17 protein-coding genes are annotated in these 18,915 nt (G+C 58.5%); 13 read left to right on the top strand and 4 right to left on the bottom strand.

Features of this window, described 5'->3' with window-relative positions; all coding sequences use genetic code 11:
* Positions 1–60: 60 nt before the first annotated feature.
* Positions 61–705 (top strand): hypothetical protein, encoded by a 645-nt coding sequence (locus tag O1Q03_RS03210; RefSeq protein WP_311767308.1) that lies wholly within the window; start codon positions 61–63, stop codon positions 703–705.
* A gap of 47 nt (positions 706–752) precedes the next feature.
* Here the strand turns inward: O1Q03_RS03210 and O1Q03_RS03205 are convergent, their stop codons facing one another.
* Positions 753–2,948 carry a ParB/RepB/Spo0J family partition protein gene (locus tag O1Q03_RS03205; RefSeq protein ID WP_269501654.1) on the bottom strand — a complete coding sequence of 732 codons (2,196 nt, stop codon included), beginning with the start codon at positions 2,946–2,948 and terminating at the stop codon, positions 753–755.
* 131 nt (positions 2,949–3,079) lie between these two features.
* Positions 3,080–3,913 carry a DUF932 domain-containing protein gene (locus O1Q03_RS03200; protein WP_124455068.1) on the bottom strand — a complete coding sequence of 278 codons (834 nt, stop codon included), beginning with the start codon at positions 3,911–3,913 and terminating at the stop codon, positions 3,080–3,082.
* A 767-nt stretch (positions 3,914–4,680) separates the two neighbouring features.
* On the opposite strand from O1Q03_RS03200, the gene O1Q03_RS03195 reads away from it, so the two are divergent.
* From O1Q03_RS03195 to O1Q03_RS03175, 5 genes are read left to right on the top strand one after another with little or no spacing between them, the layout of a single operon-like run.
* Complete coding sequence (locus O1Q03_RS03195) at positions 4,681–6,624, top strand: hypothetical protein (RefSeq protein ID WP_124455066.1); 1,944 nt, start codon at positions 4,681–4,683, stop codon at positions 6,622–6,624.
* Entirely contained in the window at positions 6,621–7,730 is a 1,110-nt protein-coding gene (locus O1Q03_RS03190) for a phosphoribosyltransferase-like protein (RefSeq protein ID WP_124455064.1), read from the top strand. The genes O1Q03_RS03195 and O1Q03_RS03190 overlap by 4 nt, the downstream gene beginning before the upstream one ends.
* Complete coding sequence (locus O1Q03_RS03185) at positions 7,723–9,633, top strand: ORC-CDC6 family AAA ATPase (RefSeq protein WP_124455061.1); 1,911 nt, start codon at positions 7,723–7,725, stop codon at positions 9,631–9,633. The genes O1Q03_RS03190 and O1Q03_RS03185 overlap by 8 nt, the downstream gene beginning before the upstream one ends.
* A complete protein-coding gene (locus O1Q03_RS03180) occupies positions 9,630–10,745 on the top strand; it encodes a hypothetical protein (RefSeq protein ID WP_124455059.1) in 1,116 nt (371 codons plus the stop codon). The genes O1Q03_RS03185 and O1Q03_RS03180 overlap by 4 nt, the downstream gene beginning before the upstream one ends.
* On the top strand, positions 10,711–11,820 hold the full coding sequence (locus O1Q03_RS03175) for a PfkB family carbohydrate kinase (protein ID WP_124455057.1): 1,110 nt from the start codon (positions 10,711–10,713) through the stop codon (positions 11,818–11,820). Before O1Q03_RS03180 ends, O1Q03_RS03175 begins: the two co-directional genes overlap by 35 nt.
* Here O1Q03_RS03175 and O1Q03_RS03170 read toward each other — a convergent pair.
* On the bottom strand, positions 11,794–12,324 hold the full coding sequence (locus tag O1Q03_RS03170) for an NADAR family protein (RefSeq protein WP_124455055.1): 531 nt from the start codon (positions 12,322–12,324) through the stop codon (positions 11,794–11,796). The genes O1Q03_RS03175 and O1Q03_RS03170 overlap by 27 nt on opposite strands.
* Positions 12,325–12,546: 222 nt before the next feature.
* Positions 12,547–13,395, bottom strand: a complete 849-nt coding sequence (locus tag O1Q03_RS03165; protein ID WP_185658219.1) for a WYL domain-containing protein — start codon at positions 13,393–13,395, stop codon at positions 12,547–12,549.
* A gap of 375 nt (positions 13,396–13,770) precedes the next feature.
* Here O1Q03_RS03165 and O1Q03_RS03160 point away from each other — a divergent pair, with 375 nt between their 5' ends.
* From O1Q03_RS03160 to O1Q03_RS03125, 7 genes are all read left to right on the top strand, one after another.
* Positions 13,771–15,516, top strand: a complete 1,746-nt coding sequence (locus tag O1Q03_RS03160) for a ThiF family adenylyltransferase (RefSeq protein ID WP_269501652.1) — start codon at positions 13,771–13,773, stop codon at positions 15,514–15,516.
* Positions 15,513–15,995, top strand: coding sequence for a Mov34/MPN/PAD-1 family protein (locus O1Q03_RS03155; RefSeq protein WP_111442665.1), 483 nt, complete (start codon positions 15,513–15,515; stop codon positions 15,993–15,995). Before O1Q03_RS03160 ends, O1Q03_RS03155 begins: the two co-directional genes overlap by 4 nt.
* 121 nt (positions 15,996–16,116) lie before the next feature.
* Entirely contained in the window at positions 16,117–16,875 is a 759-nt protein-coding gene (locus O1Q03_RS03150) for a hypothetical protein (RefSeq protein WP_134163186.1), read from the top strand.
* A 737-nt stretch (positions 16,876–17,612) separates the two neighbouring features.
* Positions 17,613–17,858 carry an AbrB/MazE/SpoVT family DNA-binding domain-containing protein gene (locus O1Q03_RS03140; RefSeq protein ID WP_111442668.1) on the top strand — a complete coding sequence of 82 codons (246 nt, stop codon included), beginning with the start codon at positions 17,613–17,615 and terminating at the stop codon, positions 17,856–17,858.
* Positions 17,855–18,250 (top strand): PIN domain-containing protein, encoded by a 396-nt coding sequence (locus O1Q03_RS03135; protein ID WP_111442669.1) that lies wholly within the window; start codon positions 17,855–17,857, stop codon positions 18,248–18,250. The genes O1Q03_RS03140 and O1Q03_RS03135 overlap by 4 nt, the downstream gene beginning before the upstream one ends.
* A gap of 37 nt (positions 18,251–18,287) precedes the next feature.
* Positions 18,288–18,467: a hypothetical protein gene (locus O1Q03_RS03130; protein ID WP_111442670.1), complete on the top strand. Its 180-nt coding sequence runs from the start codon at positions 18,288–18,290 to the stop codon at positions 18,465–18,467.
* Positions 18,468–18,480: 13 nt separating this feature from the next.
* On the top strand, positions 18,481–18,741 hold the full coding sequence (locus tag O1Q03_RS03125; RefSeq protein ID WP_111442671.1) for a hypothetical protein: 261 nt from the start codon (positions 18,481–18,483) through the stop codon (positions 18,739–18,741).
* Positions 18,742–18,915: the final 174 nt, after the last annotated feature.

The raw sequence follows: 18,915 nt of genomic DNA, 5'->3' as shown, positions 1-18,915 counted from the left end.
CTGATTCGCCTGTTTCAGGAGATATCCGGCGAGGTCCCGGACGACACGAGTCTGGCCCGGATGCGCCGGGTATCGGGCATCCTGAATCTCCAGGACAACGACGCGCTCTGGTCCATCATCGCGGTGCTCGAATACTACGCGCGCCTGTATGAGGCAATGCCGGAGCGTATTCGATGGGCGAGCGAGGGCAGTCTCGAAGCGGCTCGGCGGGAAATTGGTGGCGCGAACGAGGCTTTGATGCAACAACACCGCAGCGCGCTTGAACGGTGCAAGGCGACGATCACGGTGGCGGAGAACCTGATTCAGGAACATGAGGCGCGGTACCGGGAAGCGTTGGCAAATCTCAATGAGGCCGCACTGACGGCGTTCAGCGCACGGCTGACCAGTCAGATTGTGCGCTCGACCGGCAATCGAATGATCGGTGCGGCGGCAATTTCGGGGCGCGAACAGCGTGAGCGGCTGGATGAGACGACCGGGCGGTTCGAGAAAGTGGTGGACACGGCGGCGGCGCGGATGGACACGATGACGACGGCTATGGAACGACGTTTTGTACGTGCGATGCGGTGTCTATGGTTGGCAAGTGCAACGGTCCTCTGCTTGATGGTGCTGGTCGCGAGTGGTTGGGTGGACGGGCGGTCAGGGCACCACCCGTCGGGTACGGTTAGCCAAGCGGCGCAGAGCAGGTCAGCAGACGGCAGGCCCTGAAGTGAGCTGCCGTCTGCTGTATCGCGTCACTGGATGAGGATCAACAGTTACGCGACGTCCGGGTCAGTTTGCGCAGCGGTTACCGATTCGGTGGTCGGGAAAGGCCACGGCGGCTGTTCGGCGGTTCCGGTAGACGGCTCGGCGTCGTGAGGCGTGTGGTTGACGGGGTTGTGGTCATTTCCGCCGTTCTCATCTGCATCGACGTCCTCGCCGTCGTTGTCATCCGCGTCGTCGCCGTGGACAGCCCATGAGGGCGATGCCGGAATCTCGCGATCGGTGAGGATTTCCGGGAGCCATGCGACCTTCGCGAGGCGCAGTTCCGCCGCCGCTGCAGCGTCGCTCTTTTTCATCTTCGCGAGGTCCGCCGCGACCTTGGGAGAAACCGCACCGGACACGACTTCCGCGATGCGCGCCTTACTGACATGGTCGAAGTACGCGGTGCGCGTTGGTGTCCAGTACCGGGCCATATCAAGATTCAGTGCATCGGCCAGTGCGTTGATCGCGTGTGGCGCTTCGGAGGTTGCAATACCATCGAGCACGGTTCCTGTGCAAAACGCGAGTAGGTCGAGCAAGGTCGTGTACGCGTCCTGCCTGAGCAACCATGGCAGCAGATCGGCTTGGCTTGCTGGCAGTTCTGCGATCCAGCGTGTGCGCTGCGTCTCGATAGAGTTCCAGGCCGGGCTGACGGGGAGGTCGTCCGCCGCGCGCAGCAGGTCATCGTGATTGTTGTTGCCGGACAGTGCCAGATAGTGCGGCGTGAAGCCGTGGCCGTAGTGCTCCGGAAGCGCCTGCGGAACCAGATGCTGCAACAGGGCCGCGAGTGCCACGGCGGGCTGCACGACGAGTTCCGCATGGAGGGCGGCGGTGCGATGGGCTGTGAGCCGTTGGCAGAGCGTCGCGCTGTGGACTGGCTTGATCTTGGCCGGTGCGTCTGCCGTGTCCGGCGCATTTGCCTCGGGCGTGCCAGTTATGGTCGCGCCTGCCGCATCGAGTGCCGCGCTGTCCTCGCGCCGCACGAGACCGCGCTCGATCACCAGTTCACCCTGCGGGCCGACGATCACAAACGCACCGGCTTCTGCTATCTGCGCTGCGTCCCATACGATGGCACGGGTTTCGAGCGCGCCGATTGCGGCTTCCACCTGATCGCTTTCGGCGTCGAGGCGTTCGGCTTCGTCATAGGCGTCCTCGTCGTCATCGGCCAGTGCATCGAGCTTGTTGCCCAGTTCGGTCCGCTGCGCGATGAGTGCGTCTAGTTCGCGTTGTTCTTCGTCGGTGTAGGGGCGCTGGGCCGGGTGCAGTCTGCCGTAACGGTTCAGCTCCAACACGTCCCGTTCGGCACGCGTTTCCGTCCAACCCCAGCCTTCCGCGCGGATCGTCTCGGCTGCCGCGTCGAGTTTTTGTGCGGCAAGGTTCTGCAGCAGGTCGGCATCGGCAATATAGCCCGCGTGCTCGTCGTCGCTGAAGAGGTCCCGGCGCACATAGCCGCCTGCTGCCTCGTAGGCGTCGAGGCCGACGAAGCGCACGAGGCGACTTCGGCTCGCATCGATCTCAGCTCGGGTGATTGCCTGCCGCAGATAGTGCGGTTGACGTTGCCACTCGTTGGCATCGAACCACAGATGCTCCTGCGTGTCGTGATCGTCTGCGAGCGCGAGTGCGGCAAGCTGGTCGAGCGTGATTGCGTCCTCGCGCAGCAGCGCCAGTAGCTTGGGCGACACGTTGGCGAGCTTCATGCGCCGTTTGACGGTAATAGGCGACGCTGAAAAGAGCGCGGCGATGTAATCGACGCTGCGACCTTCGTCGGCCAGCATTCGATACGCGCGCAGCACGTCGAACGGGTCGAGTCCTTCCCGCTCGCTGTTCTCGATCAGCGATATGGCGAGCGCTTCGCCTTCGCTGACGATGCGCACCGGTACCGGATAGTCGGCGGCGATGTGCTTCTGTTCGAACAGCAGATCGAGAGCGGCTTCGCGTCGCTGACCTGCGCACACGCCATATTTGCGGTGCTTTCCGCGTGTCCTTTTGATTTCATGGACTACGAGGTTTTGCAGTAGTCCTTTGGCGCGGATGTTGGTTGCCAGTCCAGCGATGCCGGATGGTAGTTTCGTGCGCACGTTCAACGGTGAACGTTGCAGGCTGGAATACGGCACCGTCACGACCGGCTGCTCGTTGCCGAAGTCGGTTTCGAGCACGGCGGAGGATTCGGCGGCGTCAGATGTGACGGTTTCAACAGATTGGGCTTGCATGATCGACTCCTGATAGTAGGAAGGAAGATGCCGGGCCAGTAAGGTGCGGATGCGTCAGGACGTGACCCGACTGGCGTCATGGCGCAAAACCGAACAGCAGGGCGACGCGGATGCGCCGCCCGTAGCAGTCGTTACGCCTTCATCTGCCGCATCGCGTCCGCGAGCATCCACAGCGCGCGGTTGAGCTTCACGTTCTGGTCGATACCGGTAATGGGGCGTGTAGACATCGCGCGGCCCGAGCGGGAGCGGCCATGCAGGCCACCCTTGGTCAGGTTCTCCTGCACCCGGTTAAAGACAGTCCAGAGATCGTCGCGGCGATCCTCGAAACGGCGCGGGGCGAGTAGCTGGCTTTCGCAGATGGGAGCCGGGGCTTCGGCGTCGGTCCGGTCATACCGCAGCGCGAGCGCGGAGCGGGCGAATGCGTGCTGTTCGTCGCGGTCGAGCGTTACCGAGCGCATGCCGTCTTTCTGTTCTCGGATCAGCTCGAACCCGTCGAGCACGTCGAACGCACCGTTGATCACGTTCTGCACCACGTTGCCTTTGTGGGGTACGCGGATATCGGCGATGTTCTCGCCTGCAACCATGCCGTTCTGGCAGACAAAGCGGAATGTGCCGGCGAGCATCTGGTAACTGCTGGTGCCGTCATGAGAGTTCAGCAGCACGATTTCGTCGGCTTCCTCGCCGGTGATTTGGTCGGCATGGCGCAGCCGGAGCATGTGCTTGGTGAATTCGCGCTTGCCAGTGTCACGTACGCGGGTCTGACAGATCATGAATGGTTGAAAGCCTTCGTTGCGCAGGCCGCGCAGCACATCGATGGTGGGAATGTAGGTATAGCGCTCGGAACGGCTTTCGTGCTTGCCGTCCGCGAAGATTGAGGGGGCAACGAGGCGAATCTGATCATCCGAAAGCGGCGAATCCGCGCGCAGCATCGGGGCGCTGTAGTGGAATGAGGAAGCGAGTTGCATGATTTTCTCCGGTCAAGGTTGAGGACCTGAACCGGGCGAGAAGGCGTGCCTTGCCGTTGTGGCTGGACACCTTCCGGTGGAACTCGGGGTTGGCTTTGCTGCCGCCAGGCTCCCGGGTTCCCGCCCGTGCGACTGGAGGAGCCGATCGCGGGCAGGTGTCAAGGAAAAAGGCGAGGGAGGGGTGCGGGCAACACGGTCCCGCGCCCCTTGATGCCTGCCCGCGATCGGCTACGGTCGCGGGTCAAGGGCGGGAACCTGGGAGTCGGGTGCATGCCGTGCCTCGGGTTGACCAGGCACGGGCGCAGCAGCGTAGCCGTACAGGCCACGCTGAACTCGAAGATGAATGGGGTTGACGGTTGCGCTAGGGATTGATGCCCGACAGGGGTGAGACGCGGAACGCAGCTCGGCGCGCAGCGCGAAAGCCCGGTCCCGGTGCGTTAGCGCCGGGAGGCGTCCCATAGGTTCGTGTGCGATCTTTTCAGGTACGGCTCACATTTGCGGCGAAAGGGCGTACAGTCCTATCGGTTGTTCCCGCGCTTGGAGCACTGCGCAGCAAGTTGCAAAGCGCGGAGCGATGTTCCATCGCGGCTGCCTTAGCCGAACGCAAAAGGATAACCAATCTCGCTTCCACTGTTGGTCCGCCGCTGGAAGCAGGCGCAAGGATCGTTTTACTTCCATGTTGAGACCGCGATTTAATGTTAATGTAGTGGCCCTACGTAAGCGGTTCAAAGACAGCAGATAAACGAGAATCCGAGAGACTACCGGGGATGGGAAAGCAGTTCGCCGAGGAAATTGCATACCTGCCGAGCGCAATACGTTGGGCGCTTGAGCAAAACGTTGTCCTTTTGGCTCGCGTTATCGCTGGCAATTCGGGGCGAAGTCTGCTTGCGGTCGGTTCGGGGGGGTCGTCGACGTCGGCGGCTTTTCTTGCCCAACTTCATGAATCGGAGTTCGGTCGGATCTCGCGTCAGTCAACCCCGGTCGACCTTTTCGCGCATGAGACCAGGCCAGAGGACTGCGCAGTCGTTCTGGTGTCGGCCGAAGGCAAGAACAAGGATGTTCTCGCTGCCGGCCGGCACATGCTGACGCTGGAGATTCCTGGGTTTGCTCTGACCTTGGCACCGGAAAGCCCGCTGGCGGACAGGCTTCGGGCGTCGGGCGCGACGGTTGCCGCTTTCGCCGCTCCGTGGGGAAAAGATGGATATCTTGCGACCAATTCCCTGATCGCGACCATGATCCTGATCGCTCGCGGATACGCGATTGATGGCTTGGATCGATACCTTGAGCAAATCGACGAGCAGTGGCTTCAGCGGCGTCGCCGCCAGATTGCGGAACAGGGACTCGAGGACGCGGTCACTGGCGGCCGTCAAATTTGCGTGCTTTATGGCAGGGATGGCATAGCTGGCGCGATCGATATCGAATCAAAAATTGCCGAATCGGCGATCGGTGTGGTCCAGAAAGTTGATTACCGGCAGTTCGCACACGGTCGTCACCTGCAACTGGCCAATCGGGAACTCGCGCCGTGCTTTGTGTCATTCGAGTCACCTCGAGACCGGATACTGGCGCGGGCGACGATAGGGACGTTTCCCGCAGATGTGCCTGTCGTTCGGCTCGACCTGCCAGGAGAACACGCACTCGCGGAAATAGTGAGCGTGATTGATGCAATCCTGCTAACCGATATCCTTTCCCAACGCCGCGGGATTGATCCAGGGCAACCCGATGTTCCGGAGTTCGGGCGGGCATTGCACGCGTCGGATGTACGTGAGGCCGTTCGTGGACGAGCTGGGTGGCCCCCAGCTCTGGTCCGTAAAGTACGAAACGTGGATGCGCCCCGCGCGACCTACGAAACATTCAGGCAGGCAGGCGTTGCGTTCGCCGACCGGCTTGAGCGGGCGAGATTCCGTGCACTGGTATGTGATTTCGATGGAACGTTCTGCAATACGGACCTCCGGTTTGATGGGCTTGATGCCTGCCTGCTATCGGAAATAGGGCGTATCGCAGGTGCCGGATTTCCGATCGGCTTTGCAACAGGTCGAGGCGATTCGCTGCATGGCGATCTGCGGACCAAGCTTGGTGAAGAGCTGTGGAAGTGGATCACGATCGGTTTTTATAGTGGGTCGGTTGTATCGGGTCTCGCCGAGGCACCGCCGGTGCAGGGTAAGCCTGACCCGAGGTTCGTCGAGTTGACTGAGTGGTTGACTGAGTCAACCCTGCTCGGTGCGTTGAAGTCGTCGCCGAAAATCGGTGAAGGGCAGTTGAGCCTCCGCATTCGTGATCATTCGGCGAAGTGCCGCGTTGGGGCATACGTGCGCCAATGGCTCCACGCCAAAGGGTATGACGGGTGGCGAATTTTTTATTCAGGTCACTCGATAGACGTGGTCACCGAATCTGCAGGTAAGGACAAGGTCGTTTCGTCCATTGCCGCGACCGTTGGTTGTGATCGCGAGGACGAAATTCTCAGGCTTGGAGATTCGGGTGACATCGAGGGTAACGATTACGAATTTCTCAATGCGGGCCTGGGTCTCAGTGTAGGTGGCGTCTCAATTGCAAGGGATGCCTGCTGGAATTTTCTGCCTCAAGGCCTTATTGGCGCACAGGGCACGCGATTTTACCTCAAAGCGCTTGTGGTCGACGGAGGGGCGTTGCGGTTCGCGCCGGAGTTTATCGAACATGTTCGTGCAATTTTGACAGTGCCGGGGTTTGCAAAATGAAGGCACAACTTGCCATGCGCCTCCTGGCAGACCTGATGGAGTGGGACGAGACCCGGGCAACGGAAGAATTTGCATGGTTGCGGCTGATGGTCGGCGCTAAATATGACCACTACCAGGGCTATAGTCCTGGAGCGCGTTTCTATGTCAACCTTCTTGCCTGGCTTGGGCAGTTCACTAGCAAGGATCGCACGACGGCCTATTCCTTTCTTCGACGGCGGCTTGTATTTATCAGTCAGGGCGAGATGCACCATCTGGTGAATCTGACAATGCCGGTGCTTCTGCGTTGCATGCGCACCGAAGTGGCAACTCATTTGGGTGTACCCCTGTATAGAACATGGGGCAACAAGTCGGCTGAACGTCGCCTCGAATTGATCGGAATCCGGACGCTTTACGTCGGGTTGAGCGACGGAGCAAAAATCGATATTTTCCGCCGGGATAACGAAGGGCGTGTTTCCACGGAGCAGGTTGTCGCTGCCAGCGAGATATCAAACGAGAAGTGGAAGAAGTTGAACGAGGCATTGCGTGAGCGTCTGGACAAACTGGGCTTCTGCGACGAGGACGCATTATTTGAACGCGTCTGTCTGATCGATGATTTCACCGCGTCGGGTGCCACGCTGATCCGGCAGAACGATAAGGGTGAATGGAAGGGGAAGATCCCTGTCTTCTGCGAACAGAACAAGGGGCGGCTCGGTACATCGCTTACCGTGGATTGCTGTATCCACGTTCACCACTACCTGGGCTCCAGCCGTGCGACGGGAACTGTGGACGATGCCATTGGACGGTTCCGGGCGCTAACCGGAGCATTCCGGTTTGAATCGACGTTTTCTGCCGTGCTTAGCAACGACATTGTGATTGACGATGACGGCCCCGCGGATCTGGTCAAGTTGCTTAAAGACTGCTATGACCCTTCGATTCAGGACGTGCATCTCGGGAAGAATGTCTGGTACGGATATCGACAGTGCGGACTTCCTGTCGTGCTTTATCACAATGCGCCCAACAACTCGGTCGCGATTCTATGGGCGACATCCGGACCTGACCGCGTACCGCCCTCGCATCAGATGAGACCACTGTTCTCCCGAAAAAAGCGACACGCTGACCATGGATAATCCGTTCAAGAAACGCGCCACGGAATATTTTGATGCGCCAGGCGCGCTACTATCTATTCTCAGCCCGGAGCCGCTCAGACGGTTCTTTGAAAGCAACGCCGCATCGTTCTTTGACAGACTCGTCATTGTGGTCGGAACACCGGGTAGCGGCAAGACCACGATTGCGCGACTGATCGAACTCGACACCGTTGTCGCCTTGTTGAGGTCGTTGCCCAGTACAGACCACAAGGACGTAACACGTGCCTTGACTGAGTGTCTGGTCATTGAGGATCTTCGGCCGCGAATACTGGCTTTTCGACTCGCAACAACGCCCGATATGCGGGATATCTGGGAGTTGCCGTATTCGGCCAAGGTGAAGTCCGCTCTTCTGCGGTCCTTGATCCAGGTTCGCTCAGTACTTGGATGGTTGAGAAAGATTGAGGGGGCCGGTGCGGATCTTTCGCAGGTCAAGATAGTTGCGCGTGAGCAATTTGAGGTTCAGGCGAGGCTTATTCGCGCCGAAGATACGCTTGCCTTTCGAGACTACGCGCGGTCAGTCGAGGCACGGATATTTCGGATCGTCACTGCCCTGGTGCCACCCGCGGAGCACCAATTGGCCGAGATCGGCCCGCAAAGTTCCTATGAGGCCTTTTCGATCATCGAAGCGATTCGCATACCGGCCATCGCGGGGGTTGACGGCGGCGAAATCACCATGAGGCCGCTGTCAATTGTCGATGATGCACATGAATTGCATCCTGAACAGTTCGCGGATGTTGAGCAGTGGCTGCAGGGGCGGGAGCTGAAGGTTGCCAGATGGCTGGTCACGCGCGTCGATGCGATTGGCCACGATGTCTTCCGGCGTGCGTTGACGTCGGATCCTGAGGGGGCGTCTGTCAGTGCCGCGGGTAGTACACGGGACCGCGACTGGGTGCTCAAGCTCATGCAGAAAGGTGCATCGGACAAGCGCGCGTTTAAGGCGACGGTCAAGGACATATCAAAGCGGTATATCGAACAGATGCCCACGTTGCGCAGGCAGTCGATCCGTCTTGAGGACTGTCTGTCGACGAAGGATCCTGTATTGCAGTCCGCGGACATGCGGCAACTGACTGCTGCGGTCAAGAGGGTGATCGATGAGAGTGGGTTTGCCGCAAATCGTGTTGATCTCATCCGGTCATGGATTCCTGCTGAACTACCGGATGATACCCGGCAGGCGCTGCTCCGGATCTTGATACACCGCGAGTCTCGTCGTACCCCTCAGACAGAGCTATTTTCTTCGGAACCCGAGGAGCTTGAGTTGCGACCGGATGAGCCGGTAGCGTCACGTTCAGTGAACGCCTCGTTGATTGCTGGTGCCAACCTCCAGTTACTCCATGACTATGGTAAGCCTTTCTACTACGGGTTTGATCGTTTGGTCGATGCGAGTAGCGAGAATATCGAGCAATTTATCCAGCTGGCGGGTGCATTGGTGGACAACGTGGAAACTAGAATTGTGCGCGGGCGAGAGCCTCGACTGGAGGCGAAGGTTCAAAATGAAATCCTGGTCCGGCAGGCGGCTTCGACGATCGAACGCTGGAATTTCCCGCACAGTGATGCAGTACGCCGGCTTGTCGAATTCATCGCGTCCCGCTGCAGGGGCCGCACTCTTGAACCGAACGCACCGCTGGATGACGGTGCCAATGCGTTCGGGATACCTCAGTCCGAAATGGATCGTTTCCAGAAGGATGGGGGCAATCTAGTGGTTGTTTTGCACTACGCGCTTGCCTATAACGCGCTTTCTCTCACTGAGAACTATGAATGCAAACGACGGACATGGTGCCTGTTTCAACTGGGTGGACTTCCGATCCTGAAGCACGGACTGACGTTTGGGCGTGGTGGCTTTTGTGAGGGCCACTTGTCGGAGCTTATTGCGAGTATCAGTGAATGAATCGTTTTTCCCGCGACAGGTGCTACGCCCAGAGCGACGCCGACGTGCTTCCCTTTCTGTCGGAACACCTGATGAACTCAAGGCGCGTGCTATTTATCGGGACCGTCGGGATTGAGACGAGCAGCCTCTATTTTGCGACTGAGCTGGCCGCGGCAAAATGCGTTGATTTCCGCTTTATGGTGGAAAGACGGCGCGATAGCTCGAAGACGTTGAATGACATTGGCGCCAGCCATGTTGCGTACCTCGAGCGAACAATACCGCGGGAGCAGCTCCGGTTCGAGGACGTGCGCATCGTGGCCGACGACGGTGCGACGGTCGGCGGGCGCGTCGCTGCCCGTGCAGCGGACAACTGGTACGAAGGCGATTACGCTGACGTCGTCATCGACGCGACAGGAATGTCGCGCGGGATATGCTTTCCCCTCGTCAAGCAGGCCATTGAGCGCAGCATGCAGTCTGGAGCAAACGTTCACGTTCTGATGGCGACAAACGATCATCGTGAGATCAGGCTGGAGTCGGAATCCAATGACCGTGCCGAGTGGATGCACGGATTTCAGGGAACTATGGGGCTTGATGTCAGCGCTGACAACCTGAAGCTGTGGGTGCCGCAACTGGCAGAGAGCTCACTACCTCAGATGAGCATCATGTTTCAGGCACTATCGGCAAACGCTCCGGTGGCGGAAGTCTGTCCGATTGTACCTTTTCCGTCGGCGCGTCCCCGGCGCGGAGACGATCTGCTCTTCGAGTTTGGAGATCTCCTCCTTGGCGACTGGGAGAGCAGTCATCTGAACATCATCTACGCGCACGAATCGGACCCGATGGATGTCTTTCAGTCGATTTCGAGGATGGACTCCGCGCGCAAGGAGGTATTTCAGGCGACCAAGCAGACAGCGATCACGGTGCTTTCGCCGAACGGCTGGCGCATGGGCAGTTTGGGAATGCTGCTGGCTGCGATCGACCTGGACCTCCCGATGCTGTATGTAGAGACGATCGGGTATACTACTGCCTCAGCACCTCCCGCAGGGCTGACTGTTCAAAAGCCCAACCACTTGTGGCACGTTTGGCTTGCTGGGGTTCCCTATGACGATTCGATTGAGCTTGCCGGAAAGGTCTGACACGCGACCACACGTCGTGGGGACAGGTCTGCTGGCGCTGGATGTCCTCCTGGGCGAGGATAGGACCAGCGTGCGGGCCGAATTGGGCGGCTCGGCAGGGAATGTCCTGGCTATTCTCGCATTCCTTGGCTGGTCGAGCGCCCCGGTCGCGAGGCTCGGGGATGATGTTGCCGGCAGGCGCATCCGCCGTGAGTTCGAGGTTCTTCGGGCGGATACCCGGTTCATCAGGCACGAAGACCATGCACATACGCCGGTTGTCTACCAGTGGCCCGGCGATCACGAATGTACCCACAGATTCAGTTTCTCGTGCCCCTTTTGTGGACAGAAGCGGGGGTTTGCGTCCGAGGCTGGGGACGCGTACTGCCATACGGTGCTGCGGCAGATCGAACGGCCGGATGTTTTCTACTTTGATCGCGTCACTGACTGGTCGCTTAATCTGGCGGAGAACTACCGTAGTCGGGGGGCGTTAGTCGTGTTCGAGCCATCCGCCGTTGCTGTCAGAACGGCGGATTTTCAGCGGGCGATCGATGCGTGTCACATCCTGAAGTACGCGGACGAACGAATCACGGAACTGGCGGCGTTTGACTGCTCGGATGTTGAGGTGGTTATTCAGACACTGGGCGCACAGGGACTTCGCTTCAGGGTGGCGTCCGACATGCCGCAGGGGAGTTGGCGGACGCTGACGGCGTTCAGTGTCCCGCGTGTGGCTGACACGGCCGGAGCGGGTGACTGGTGTACTGCCGGTTTGCTTTACGCGTTATACGGGGGCCGTTCATCGCGAGAATTGAACACACCAACGCTTGCAGCGTCTCTTCGGTTCGGTCAGGCACTGGCCGCCCTGAACTGCATGCATTCAGGGGCACGTGGGTTGGCCCGATATGAGGTAAGAGACAAGTTGCTGGCCTTGGCTGATCTGATGGAAGCCCGTGACCCAGATGCAATCTGGGAAGCCGGAGATTGGCGCGATGCTTATGAATCCGCGCAGGCGGTCGGCAGGTCATCGTACTCCGGCGTTGGACTGCATATCCCGCCGCGAAAGCCCGCGAAGTTATGCTGTGAGCTTTTCCCGGTTTGATTTCCGGCGGGAGAGGGCGGGCTTTGTCTTTGCCCGGGACGGTTTGACAAGCGATGCCCTGATTTCTGAGCGGACCTCCATCAGCAAGACCCCCAGCATATTTTTCCCGACACCGTTCACCTGTCCCCAAAGCCGATTGACCGCATTGTCAACCGTTGCGGTTTCTACCAGTCTTGCGTCGCCTGTCGAAAGCAGAATCTCCTGCAAGTCCTGGTGCTGGGTGAATTTGGCATGCAGTACCTGTTTCATCCTGGCGAATTTGGTTTTGGACCAGTCAGGGTGAACGTCCCACACATACAGTCCATGCGCCGCCATCGCAAGCAGCGAGGGTGAGGGCGCAGCCATGAGCCAATCGCGAACTGAGTCCTTTCTGGCTTTGCCCGCCTGATAGGCGTGTTCTGACGTGGGATACTCGATGCCTTCAAATACGATTGCGCGTTTATACAGGTTACTGAAAACGCCGTATGGTTTTTCGTTTGCGCGATAGAATTCGATATCTTGCATCTTTGATTGGCTAGTGTTCGTTAGCGTCTGGGTAGACGATGATCTCGTGCTTTCTCGGCGTACCGGGACGTCCGCATGTTCCCTGCTGGACCGACGGCGAGCCAGCAAGATCGAGCTGATCACATCATTGTATCAAGAGCGCATCGTGCCTCCGAAAGGGCGATTACGTTACCGGTGATGAAGACGTCGCGTCATTCTTCACAACTGCTCCGACCTAGTCACCTAAGGTTGCAGCGCCCATGCCGGAGTACCGGCGTCAATCACTTCACTCCGATTCGCGAGATAGAGCTGTTGCGCGCGCGGGTTGCCGGATGCGTTTGGGGAGTAGTCAACATGCCAATGACGCAAAAAATATCCCACTAGGCAAGCACGGAGCGTGACAGTCTTGGCGCCGTCTTTCATGTCATAGTCAGCATATGTCGTTTCCGGGTGAAGGGCCTGGGGATGTGGGGTAAGACGCAACATTATTTCGGTGTTCCAGTCACGATCTTTTGACAAGTCGACATCGGAACTGCCACGTTCCTCGACACTCGTGAATCGAGTGAGCCCGAAATCCCGAAACTCTTCCTTTTCGTGGTCGAAACACCGAATGTGCCAGCGTAGGCCGTCATTCACGAGAGCCAACGGTGAGAGTTTTCGGGAGTGAGATCCAGTCGTTAGTGAGGTGTACTCAGCAATAACAAACTGTTGCTGATCGATAGCGCGGGTGAGAGTCGCAGCGATTTCCAGCGGAACCTGACGCTTGATGCTTGTGCTTACCCAACCAGGGATTCGCTTTGTTCTCGAAGGATCGAAATCGACAGCGCCGTCGCCCGCTAACGCATGCAGGGCCTGCTCGACGTTGTGTTCGAAGTATGGCTGTCCGCCGTCAAAAACGTAGCATTTCCGGCGCAGGTCGTATCTCAGCACCGAAGGGGCTAACTCTGCGTAGAGCGATAGGTCCTTGGTTGCAGCAGGTTCGCTAATCCCGAACCGGAAAGTCAGGTCCTTCCTGCTCACTTGTCCAGAAAATAGGGCCAGAAATTCGATGTAGTACAGCCGCTCGCGCTGGGTGTCTCGGGGCAGGTTCATATAAGGTAGTCCTCCGCACCACATTGTAGGCCAAGATTGATTTTATGTCATCGCTTAAAATATGTGGTCATAAAAAGTAGTTGTATTTTCTGCGCGCGCCGATAGAATAGTTCCATCGGCCGTAGATGGCGGCCGATCAGCATCGACAGATGCTGCCGGCGATCTATCAGGAAAAGCGACTATGAGCGAGCATGACCAGAAGGGCGCGCACGAACAGCGCGGCCATGAAGACGGTTCCAAGCATGGCCACCATGGTGACCACGCGCATCCCGGCCATCATGATCATGGCCACCAACCACCGCCGAACCCGCCGGGGCGGCCGGACCCGGGATCCGGTGCGCCGAAGCCTCCTGGTCATCGGCCGGTGGGTTAATCATGGAAGCCTGGTGGGACCGCTATCCGGCTGCGTTCTCCAGGGAGAAGGAGGCGCTGGAGCGACTGGGATATCGTTGGTCGATTGACGCCGCTGCGATGGAGGCGGGGCAGCTGGTGGTACATGTTGACGTGCCGCACGGAGATGGGGTGCTGGCACTCACGGCCAGTTACCCGGATATGTATCCATACTTCGTGCCAGCGGTGACGACGGATCCCGGTCAGTTTCAGCGCCACCAGCACCCTCTTGGGCAAAATCTCTGCCTTTTGGCGCGAGAGGGAGAGGAGTGGCGTCCCGGGCACGATTCGCTGGCGACGCTGATTCAGGAGCAGTTGCCAGCGATTTTGGAAGTTAACAACAGTAGCGCAGCTGCTGAGGCCATCGCGAAAGCAGAGGATCATGTTGGCGAGCCTTTGTCGTCGTTCTTGCCGTATGCGGTGGAATGTGCGGTCGTCGTTCCGGACGAAACCCCGCCGGCGGAGGTGTCAGCAGGGCGGCTTAACCTACTGCTTCGTGCTGCGCCGCCCGGATGGTCAGATCGGTGTTTCGTCAATGGCGTCGTTGCGTCGATAAGCGACATGCACAACAAGCCACTCGTGACTTTCGCGGCGAAGATACCGGCCTTCGCAGTCCGTTCGAACGGTTTTTGGCTGAGGCTGGAGAAAAGGCCGGAGGTCAGTTCCTTCGAGACCGCCGCGCAAGATGTATTCCGCCAGATAGAAGCTAAGCTTCCTGAACTGGGGAAAATGCTTTCGTCTGCGAAGCGGGGCGACGTCATCGTAGTCGGTGTGGTTTATCCCGACGAAGTGTCCTGGCGGCACTCCGCGGATGACTGGATATTCTTGTCCGTACGTGTGACGCGAGAAGCAAAGCGATCGCGTCCGGCTGTCTTTCGCGTGGACTTTGTGCGAGCGGATTGGGGAGGCCAGCAAGCTTGGCTGCGGCGCGCGCCATTTTTGACACCGATGCGCGACAAGGCCGCGTTGATTGTTGGGCTAGGCAGCTTGGGATCGCCCGTCTGTCTCCAACTGGCAAGGGCAGGAATCGGCCGGCTTGAACTCGTCGATTGCGATAACTTGCAGGTCGGAAATACGGTGCGGTGGGCGTTGGGATGGCAGTACGCAGGGCTCCAGAAGACGACCGCTCTGGCGTTGCACATCGGCAATGAGTATCCATACACGACCGTGCGTGGCTGTAATCTTCGCATCGGAGTGCCCTCCGGAGACAATCGCGTTTCTGAATATGCGATCCTCCGGCAGCTGGCGACCGAGGCAGATATCGTCATTGACGCAGCCGCGAATCACCGGGTAAGTCACTTCCTGGCAGATCTCGCTCGTGAGCTCGGGAAGCCGTATGTTTGGCTGACGACGACGCACGGCGCTGCAGGCGGCATCGTCGGTCGAATCAGGGCGGGCAGTTCGAACGGCTGTTGGCATTGTTTTCTTCGCGGTCTCGAGGATAAGACGATCCGACTGCCGGCAGATGCCGGTACAGATGAAATCCAGCCCGGCGGGTGCTCCCAACCCACGTTCATTGGTGCAGGGATCGATAGTGATGCGATCGCCAACCTCGCCAGCCGTTTGGCGGTCGCGACTCTATGTTCGGGAGCGCATGACGGATATCCAGACTTTTCGTGGGACGTCGCGGTTGCCGATATCCAGAGAGAAGGGATGTCAATTGCGCCTGATTGGACGACTTATGTTTTGGCTGCGAGACAGGACTGTCTGGTCTGCAGCTCGCGGGTATGAGCCAGCTTTGGATTGACGCGCCCGCGCTCGACGAGATGCTTGATGAGGCTCGCCGCGCGTATCCGCTCGAAACGGGGGGCATCCTAGTTGGATATGTCGCCAGTAACAATGAGCCGGTTGTTCAGCACATTATCGGACCAGGACCGGCCGCCCGGCACAAGCGCCAGCGATTTCACCCCGATCATGACTGGCAGTGCCATCGGCTCGACGATATTTTCGAGGCATCATCGGGACGCGCGGTTTATCTGGGAGACTGGCATACGCACCCTGATGGAAGGCCACATATGAGTTGGCTCGACAGGCGAACACTACGCGGCATCGCCCGACATCGAGAGGCAGAGCTTGCACGCCCATTGATGCTCATCGGCGGCGGCGGGCCCGAAGGTTGGGATTGGCGAGTGCATCGGTACGTCAGCGATTGCATAGCCGGTTTCGACATTCGGTACGACGTGCTCGATATTCGGGCATACGCGGCCTGATTCGGTACGGCTCGGTGCCGGGCTGCCGATGCCTTAACGGCACGCAGGCTTCTCATGGCCGTGGGCGAGACGACACTCTGAATTTTGTGAACTTAAATCGACATATTAATAAGGATAACGTATGAAACACGTAAATGTTGACATCGTGGGAAATGGGAATGTTGTCGGAAATGGTAACCGCACTATCAGCGTTACTAATAACACGCGGATTAACAATAATGGAGGGTCTGGCGGATCGGGTGGTAGTGGCGGTGGCGGGGGCGCGGGTGGAGAGATTGCCGTCCTCGCAGCCGTGGTATCGGTCATCATGTGCTGGCTGTACGTGCGACACATCGATGGAATCTATGACGTCCTTACGAAGGCTGCGCTTCTGTCGAGTTTGCCCATCCTGCCTCTTGTCATCGGATTTCTCTGGCGACTTCGCACTGAAGAGGGAACATGGGGGGATATGGTCAAATTGTTTATCAACCCTGTTGTTACGATCATCGTTTTGAGCTTGCTCAACTTCGGTTATGGGCGATTGGACGGGCACGTTATTCAGATGGCAACTCATATGCAGGCGCGTGACTTTTGGAACGGCCTATCGGAATACGGACATCGCGTAGTGTTCGAGAACATCGTTGGAACGGCCGCGATTGTGGGTGTCTTGCTTTCGAATGCGTTGATGGCAGTTTTCCAGTGCGCGGAAAGTATGGCTCGGATTACTGGAAGCGTGATGGCCGTCAGGCTGGTTGGTCTCACATTCAATTTCAGGCCGGCCCGTATGGTCGTGGTCTTTGCTGTATTTCTTGGAGGTTCGTTCTTGGCTTTCTCAGGTAAAGGCTTTGATTGGTGGTCATCTACCGTTGGGGGTATCACGGCTGCTGCTTTAAAGGGGTAGTCAAACAGCGTATCCGGCCATTGCCATTGAACGATGAATTTCGGATTTTTGGCCGGCCCGGGTGCAGTACCGTTGGCGAAGTAACTAAATCGCCAACTCCAGCGGGGCCCATCGGGCGATGATGCTCGATCGCCAGTAAGGCGCCGCCCCGCCGGGCGGCTCAATAGCCACGATCATGAGCCTGAATACCCCTGACCTGAACCGCCCCGGATTTTGTGGAGACTTCAACTCTTAAGGGAATGGAGCGAATCGAAGGCAGCCAATGGTGTACCAAGGTCGAGGCCGCCTGGAATCCCAAATGGATCGGCACGATGCGGTGCCGGGAGCTCCGCGTCTCCGGCGACCGTCTGGAGGTGCTGACTCCATGGCGGCAGATGCCGAACTGGCCCGCCACCACGCGGTCCATCATTACCTTCGAACGAGACACGCCGAATCCGGCGAGGTAGGCGGTCGGGTGCGTCGGACGCCGCCGTCACACCGTACTGACAATCTGACGCTTATCCACGATGAACGTCAGACCGTCCAACCGGTTCGTTGTAGCCGACCCTCGCCCGCACAATGACTCAAGACGGCGGCAATCCGAAAGCCGCCTTTGTCAACGGCCCCAATGCAGCACTGGAGTCAAAGCTGTGAGCTTGGCGAGCAGCGGGAGGTACATTGGTGGTGCGATGCGGCTGGAGGCTACTCTTGCTTTTTGCTTTTCCTTACCATAAAGTAAGGAATGGGGAGGTGTCACCATGACAGCCGCAACTATTACTTCAAAGGGTCAGATCACGATTCCAGTGGCCGTGCGCAATCAGCTTGGTTTGGAGGCCGGCGACCGGATCGAATTCAGCTTCAACGAGGCGACAGGCCGGTACGAGATCTATCCGGCCACGCGCTCGCTCGAGGCCCTTAAGGGCATTGTGAAGAAGCCCGCGAAACCGGTGTCGATTGACGACATGAATCAGGCCATCGCCGAGCAGGGGGCATCAGCGCGATGATCGGACTGGATACAAACGTGCTAGTCCGCTACTTCGCGCAAGACGACGAGATTCAGTCGAAGAAGGCGACGGCACTGATGGAGTCCCTGTCGCCCGAGCGGCCGGGATATGTTTCGCAAGTCGCATTAATCGAGGTCGTCTGGGTACTTGGGCGCTGCTACGGTGTCGAACGAGAGCAGATGAAGGACATCGTCGAATCAATGATCGGGACCAGAGAACTGGTCGTCGAAAGTGCTGACACGGTACGTAAGGCACTTCGAGTTTTAGCATCTTCAAAGGCGGATTTCGCGGACTGCTTGATCGAGCGTTCGGGGCATGTAGCCGAGTGCGAGTACACGGCTACTTTCGACGTGTCGGCCTCGAAGGTCGCGGGGATGCAGTTGATCAAATAATCGTGCCGACGGCCAATACACTGAGAAAGGAAATGATATGTTCACCAGAGCTCGAGCGGAACTTAGGGAACTCGTAACTCTCGTGGCGGAAATCGAACGCTACGACGCGACGCTGGCTGCCAAGCGCGACATCATTCCGACCGAGGAGTCGCGGCAAGAGCGACGTCGCAAAGAGATGCGAAAACTCGAACTGCTCGATAAGTACGAACTCGCTTAAGGAAGCGGAACTGATGGAACAGATTTACACCATTGACGTCTCGACGGCTGGCGACACCGTATGGGTGACAGGTCATGATGGGTCATGTGTCGGGCGATTCAGCAAGCGTTTTGGCGTAGACGTACATCGGACCGTAACCGAGCAGTTGGCCGGCGCGGACCAGTGCCTGCATTGCACGCACGAGGCGGCTGGTACTGAGGAATGGCGTGCCTTCCGTGAAGCAGTCCTGATGCATCATGGGATTGACGTACCGGTTGACACGATCCGGTTTTGAGCGAGGAAATGCTATCTATGTATCTCGGAGCAATCTCGATCCGTTGCCAGTATTGTGGCCGCCCAGCATTGTGCAATGCGAGCAAAGGCATGTGGTGTGGGCACTGCCAGAACGGCACAGTGCGATAGGAGGGCGAGCGATGATTTCCGCGAGTGCAAAACTAGGGCAAGACAT

Origin of the sequence: Burkholderia sp. IMCC1007 (assembly GCF_027257875.1) — a bacterium.
Classification (GTDB): Bacteria; Pseudomonadota; Gammaproteobacteria; order Burkholderiales; family Burkholderiaceae; genus Burkholderia.
This window is presented reverse-complemented; position numbering and strand designations above follow the sequence as displayed.

Coding starts and splice junctions, on each gene's coding strand:
- O1Q03_RS03190 (WP_124455064.1), top strand. CDS start 6,621: ATGAAGGCACAACTTGCCATGCGCCTCCTGGCAGACCTGATGGAGTGG.
- O1Q03_RS03135 (WP_111442669.1), top strand. CDS start 17,855: ATGATCGGACTGGATACAAACGTGCTAGTCCGCTACTTCGCGCAAGAC.
- O1Q03_RS03160 (WP_269501652.1), top strand. CDS start 13,771: ATGGAAGCCTGGTGGGACCGCTATCCGGCTGCGTTCTCCAGGGAGAAG.
- O1Q03_RS03130 (WP_111442670.1), top strand. CDS start 18,288: ATGTTCACCAGAGCTCGAGCGGAACTTAGGGAACTCGTAACTCTCGTG.
- O1Q03_RS03125 (WP_111442671.1), top strand. CDS start 18,481: ATGGAACAGATTTACACCATTGACGTCTCGACGGCTGGCGACACCGTA.
- O1Q03_RS03200 (WP_124455068.1), bottom strand. CDS start 3,913: ATGCAACTCGCTTCCTCATTCCACTACAGCGCCCCGATGCTGCGCGCG.
- O1Q03_RS03165 (WP_185658219.1), bottom strand. CDS start 13,395: ATGAACCTGCCCCGAGACACCCAGCGCGAGCGGCTGTACTACATCGAA.
- O1Q03_RS03170 (WP_124455055.1), bottom strand. CDS start 12,324: ATGCAAGATATCGAATTCTATCGCGCAAACGAAAAACCATACGGCGTT.
- O1Q03_RS03155 (WP_111442665.1), top strand. CDS start 15,513: ATGAGCCAGCTTTGGATTGACGCGCCCGCGCTCGACGAGATGCTTGAT.
- O1Q03_RS03195 (WP_124455066.1), top strand. CDS start 4,681: ATGGGAAAGCAGTTCGCCGAGGAAATTGCATACCTGCCGAGCGCAATA.
- O1Q03_RS03205 (WP_269501654.1), bottom strand. CDS start 2,948: ATGCAAGCCCAATCTGTTGAAACCGTCACATCTGACGCCGCCGAATCC.
- O1Q03_RS03180 (WP_124455059.1), top strand. CDS start 9,630: ATGAATCGTTTTTCCCGCGACAGGTGCTACGCCCAGAGCGACGCCGAC.
- O1Q03_RS03175 (WP_124455057.1), top strand. CDS start 10,711: ATGACGATTCGATTGAGCTTGCCGGAAAGGTCTGACACGCGACCACAC.
- O1Q03_RS03185 (WP_124455061.1), top strand. CDS start 7,723: ATGGATAATCCGTTCAAGAAACGCGCCACGGAATATTTTGATGCGCCA.
- O1Q03_RS03210 (WP_311767308.1), top strand. CDS start 61: ATGCGCCGGGTATCGGGCATCCTGAATCTCCAGGACAACGACGCGCTC.
- O1Q03_RS03150 (WP_134163186.1), top strand. CDS start 16,117: ATGAAACACGTAAATGTTGACATCGTGGGAAATGGGAATGTTGTCGGA.
- O1Q03_RS03140 (WP_111442668.1), top strand. CDS start 17,613: ATGACAGCCGCAACTATTACTTCAAAGGGTCAGATCACGATTCCAGTG.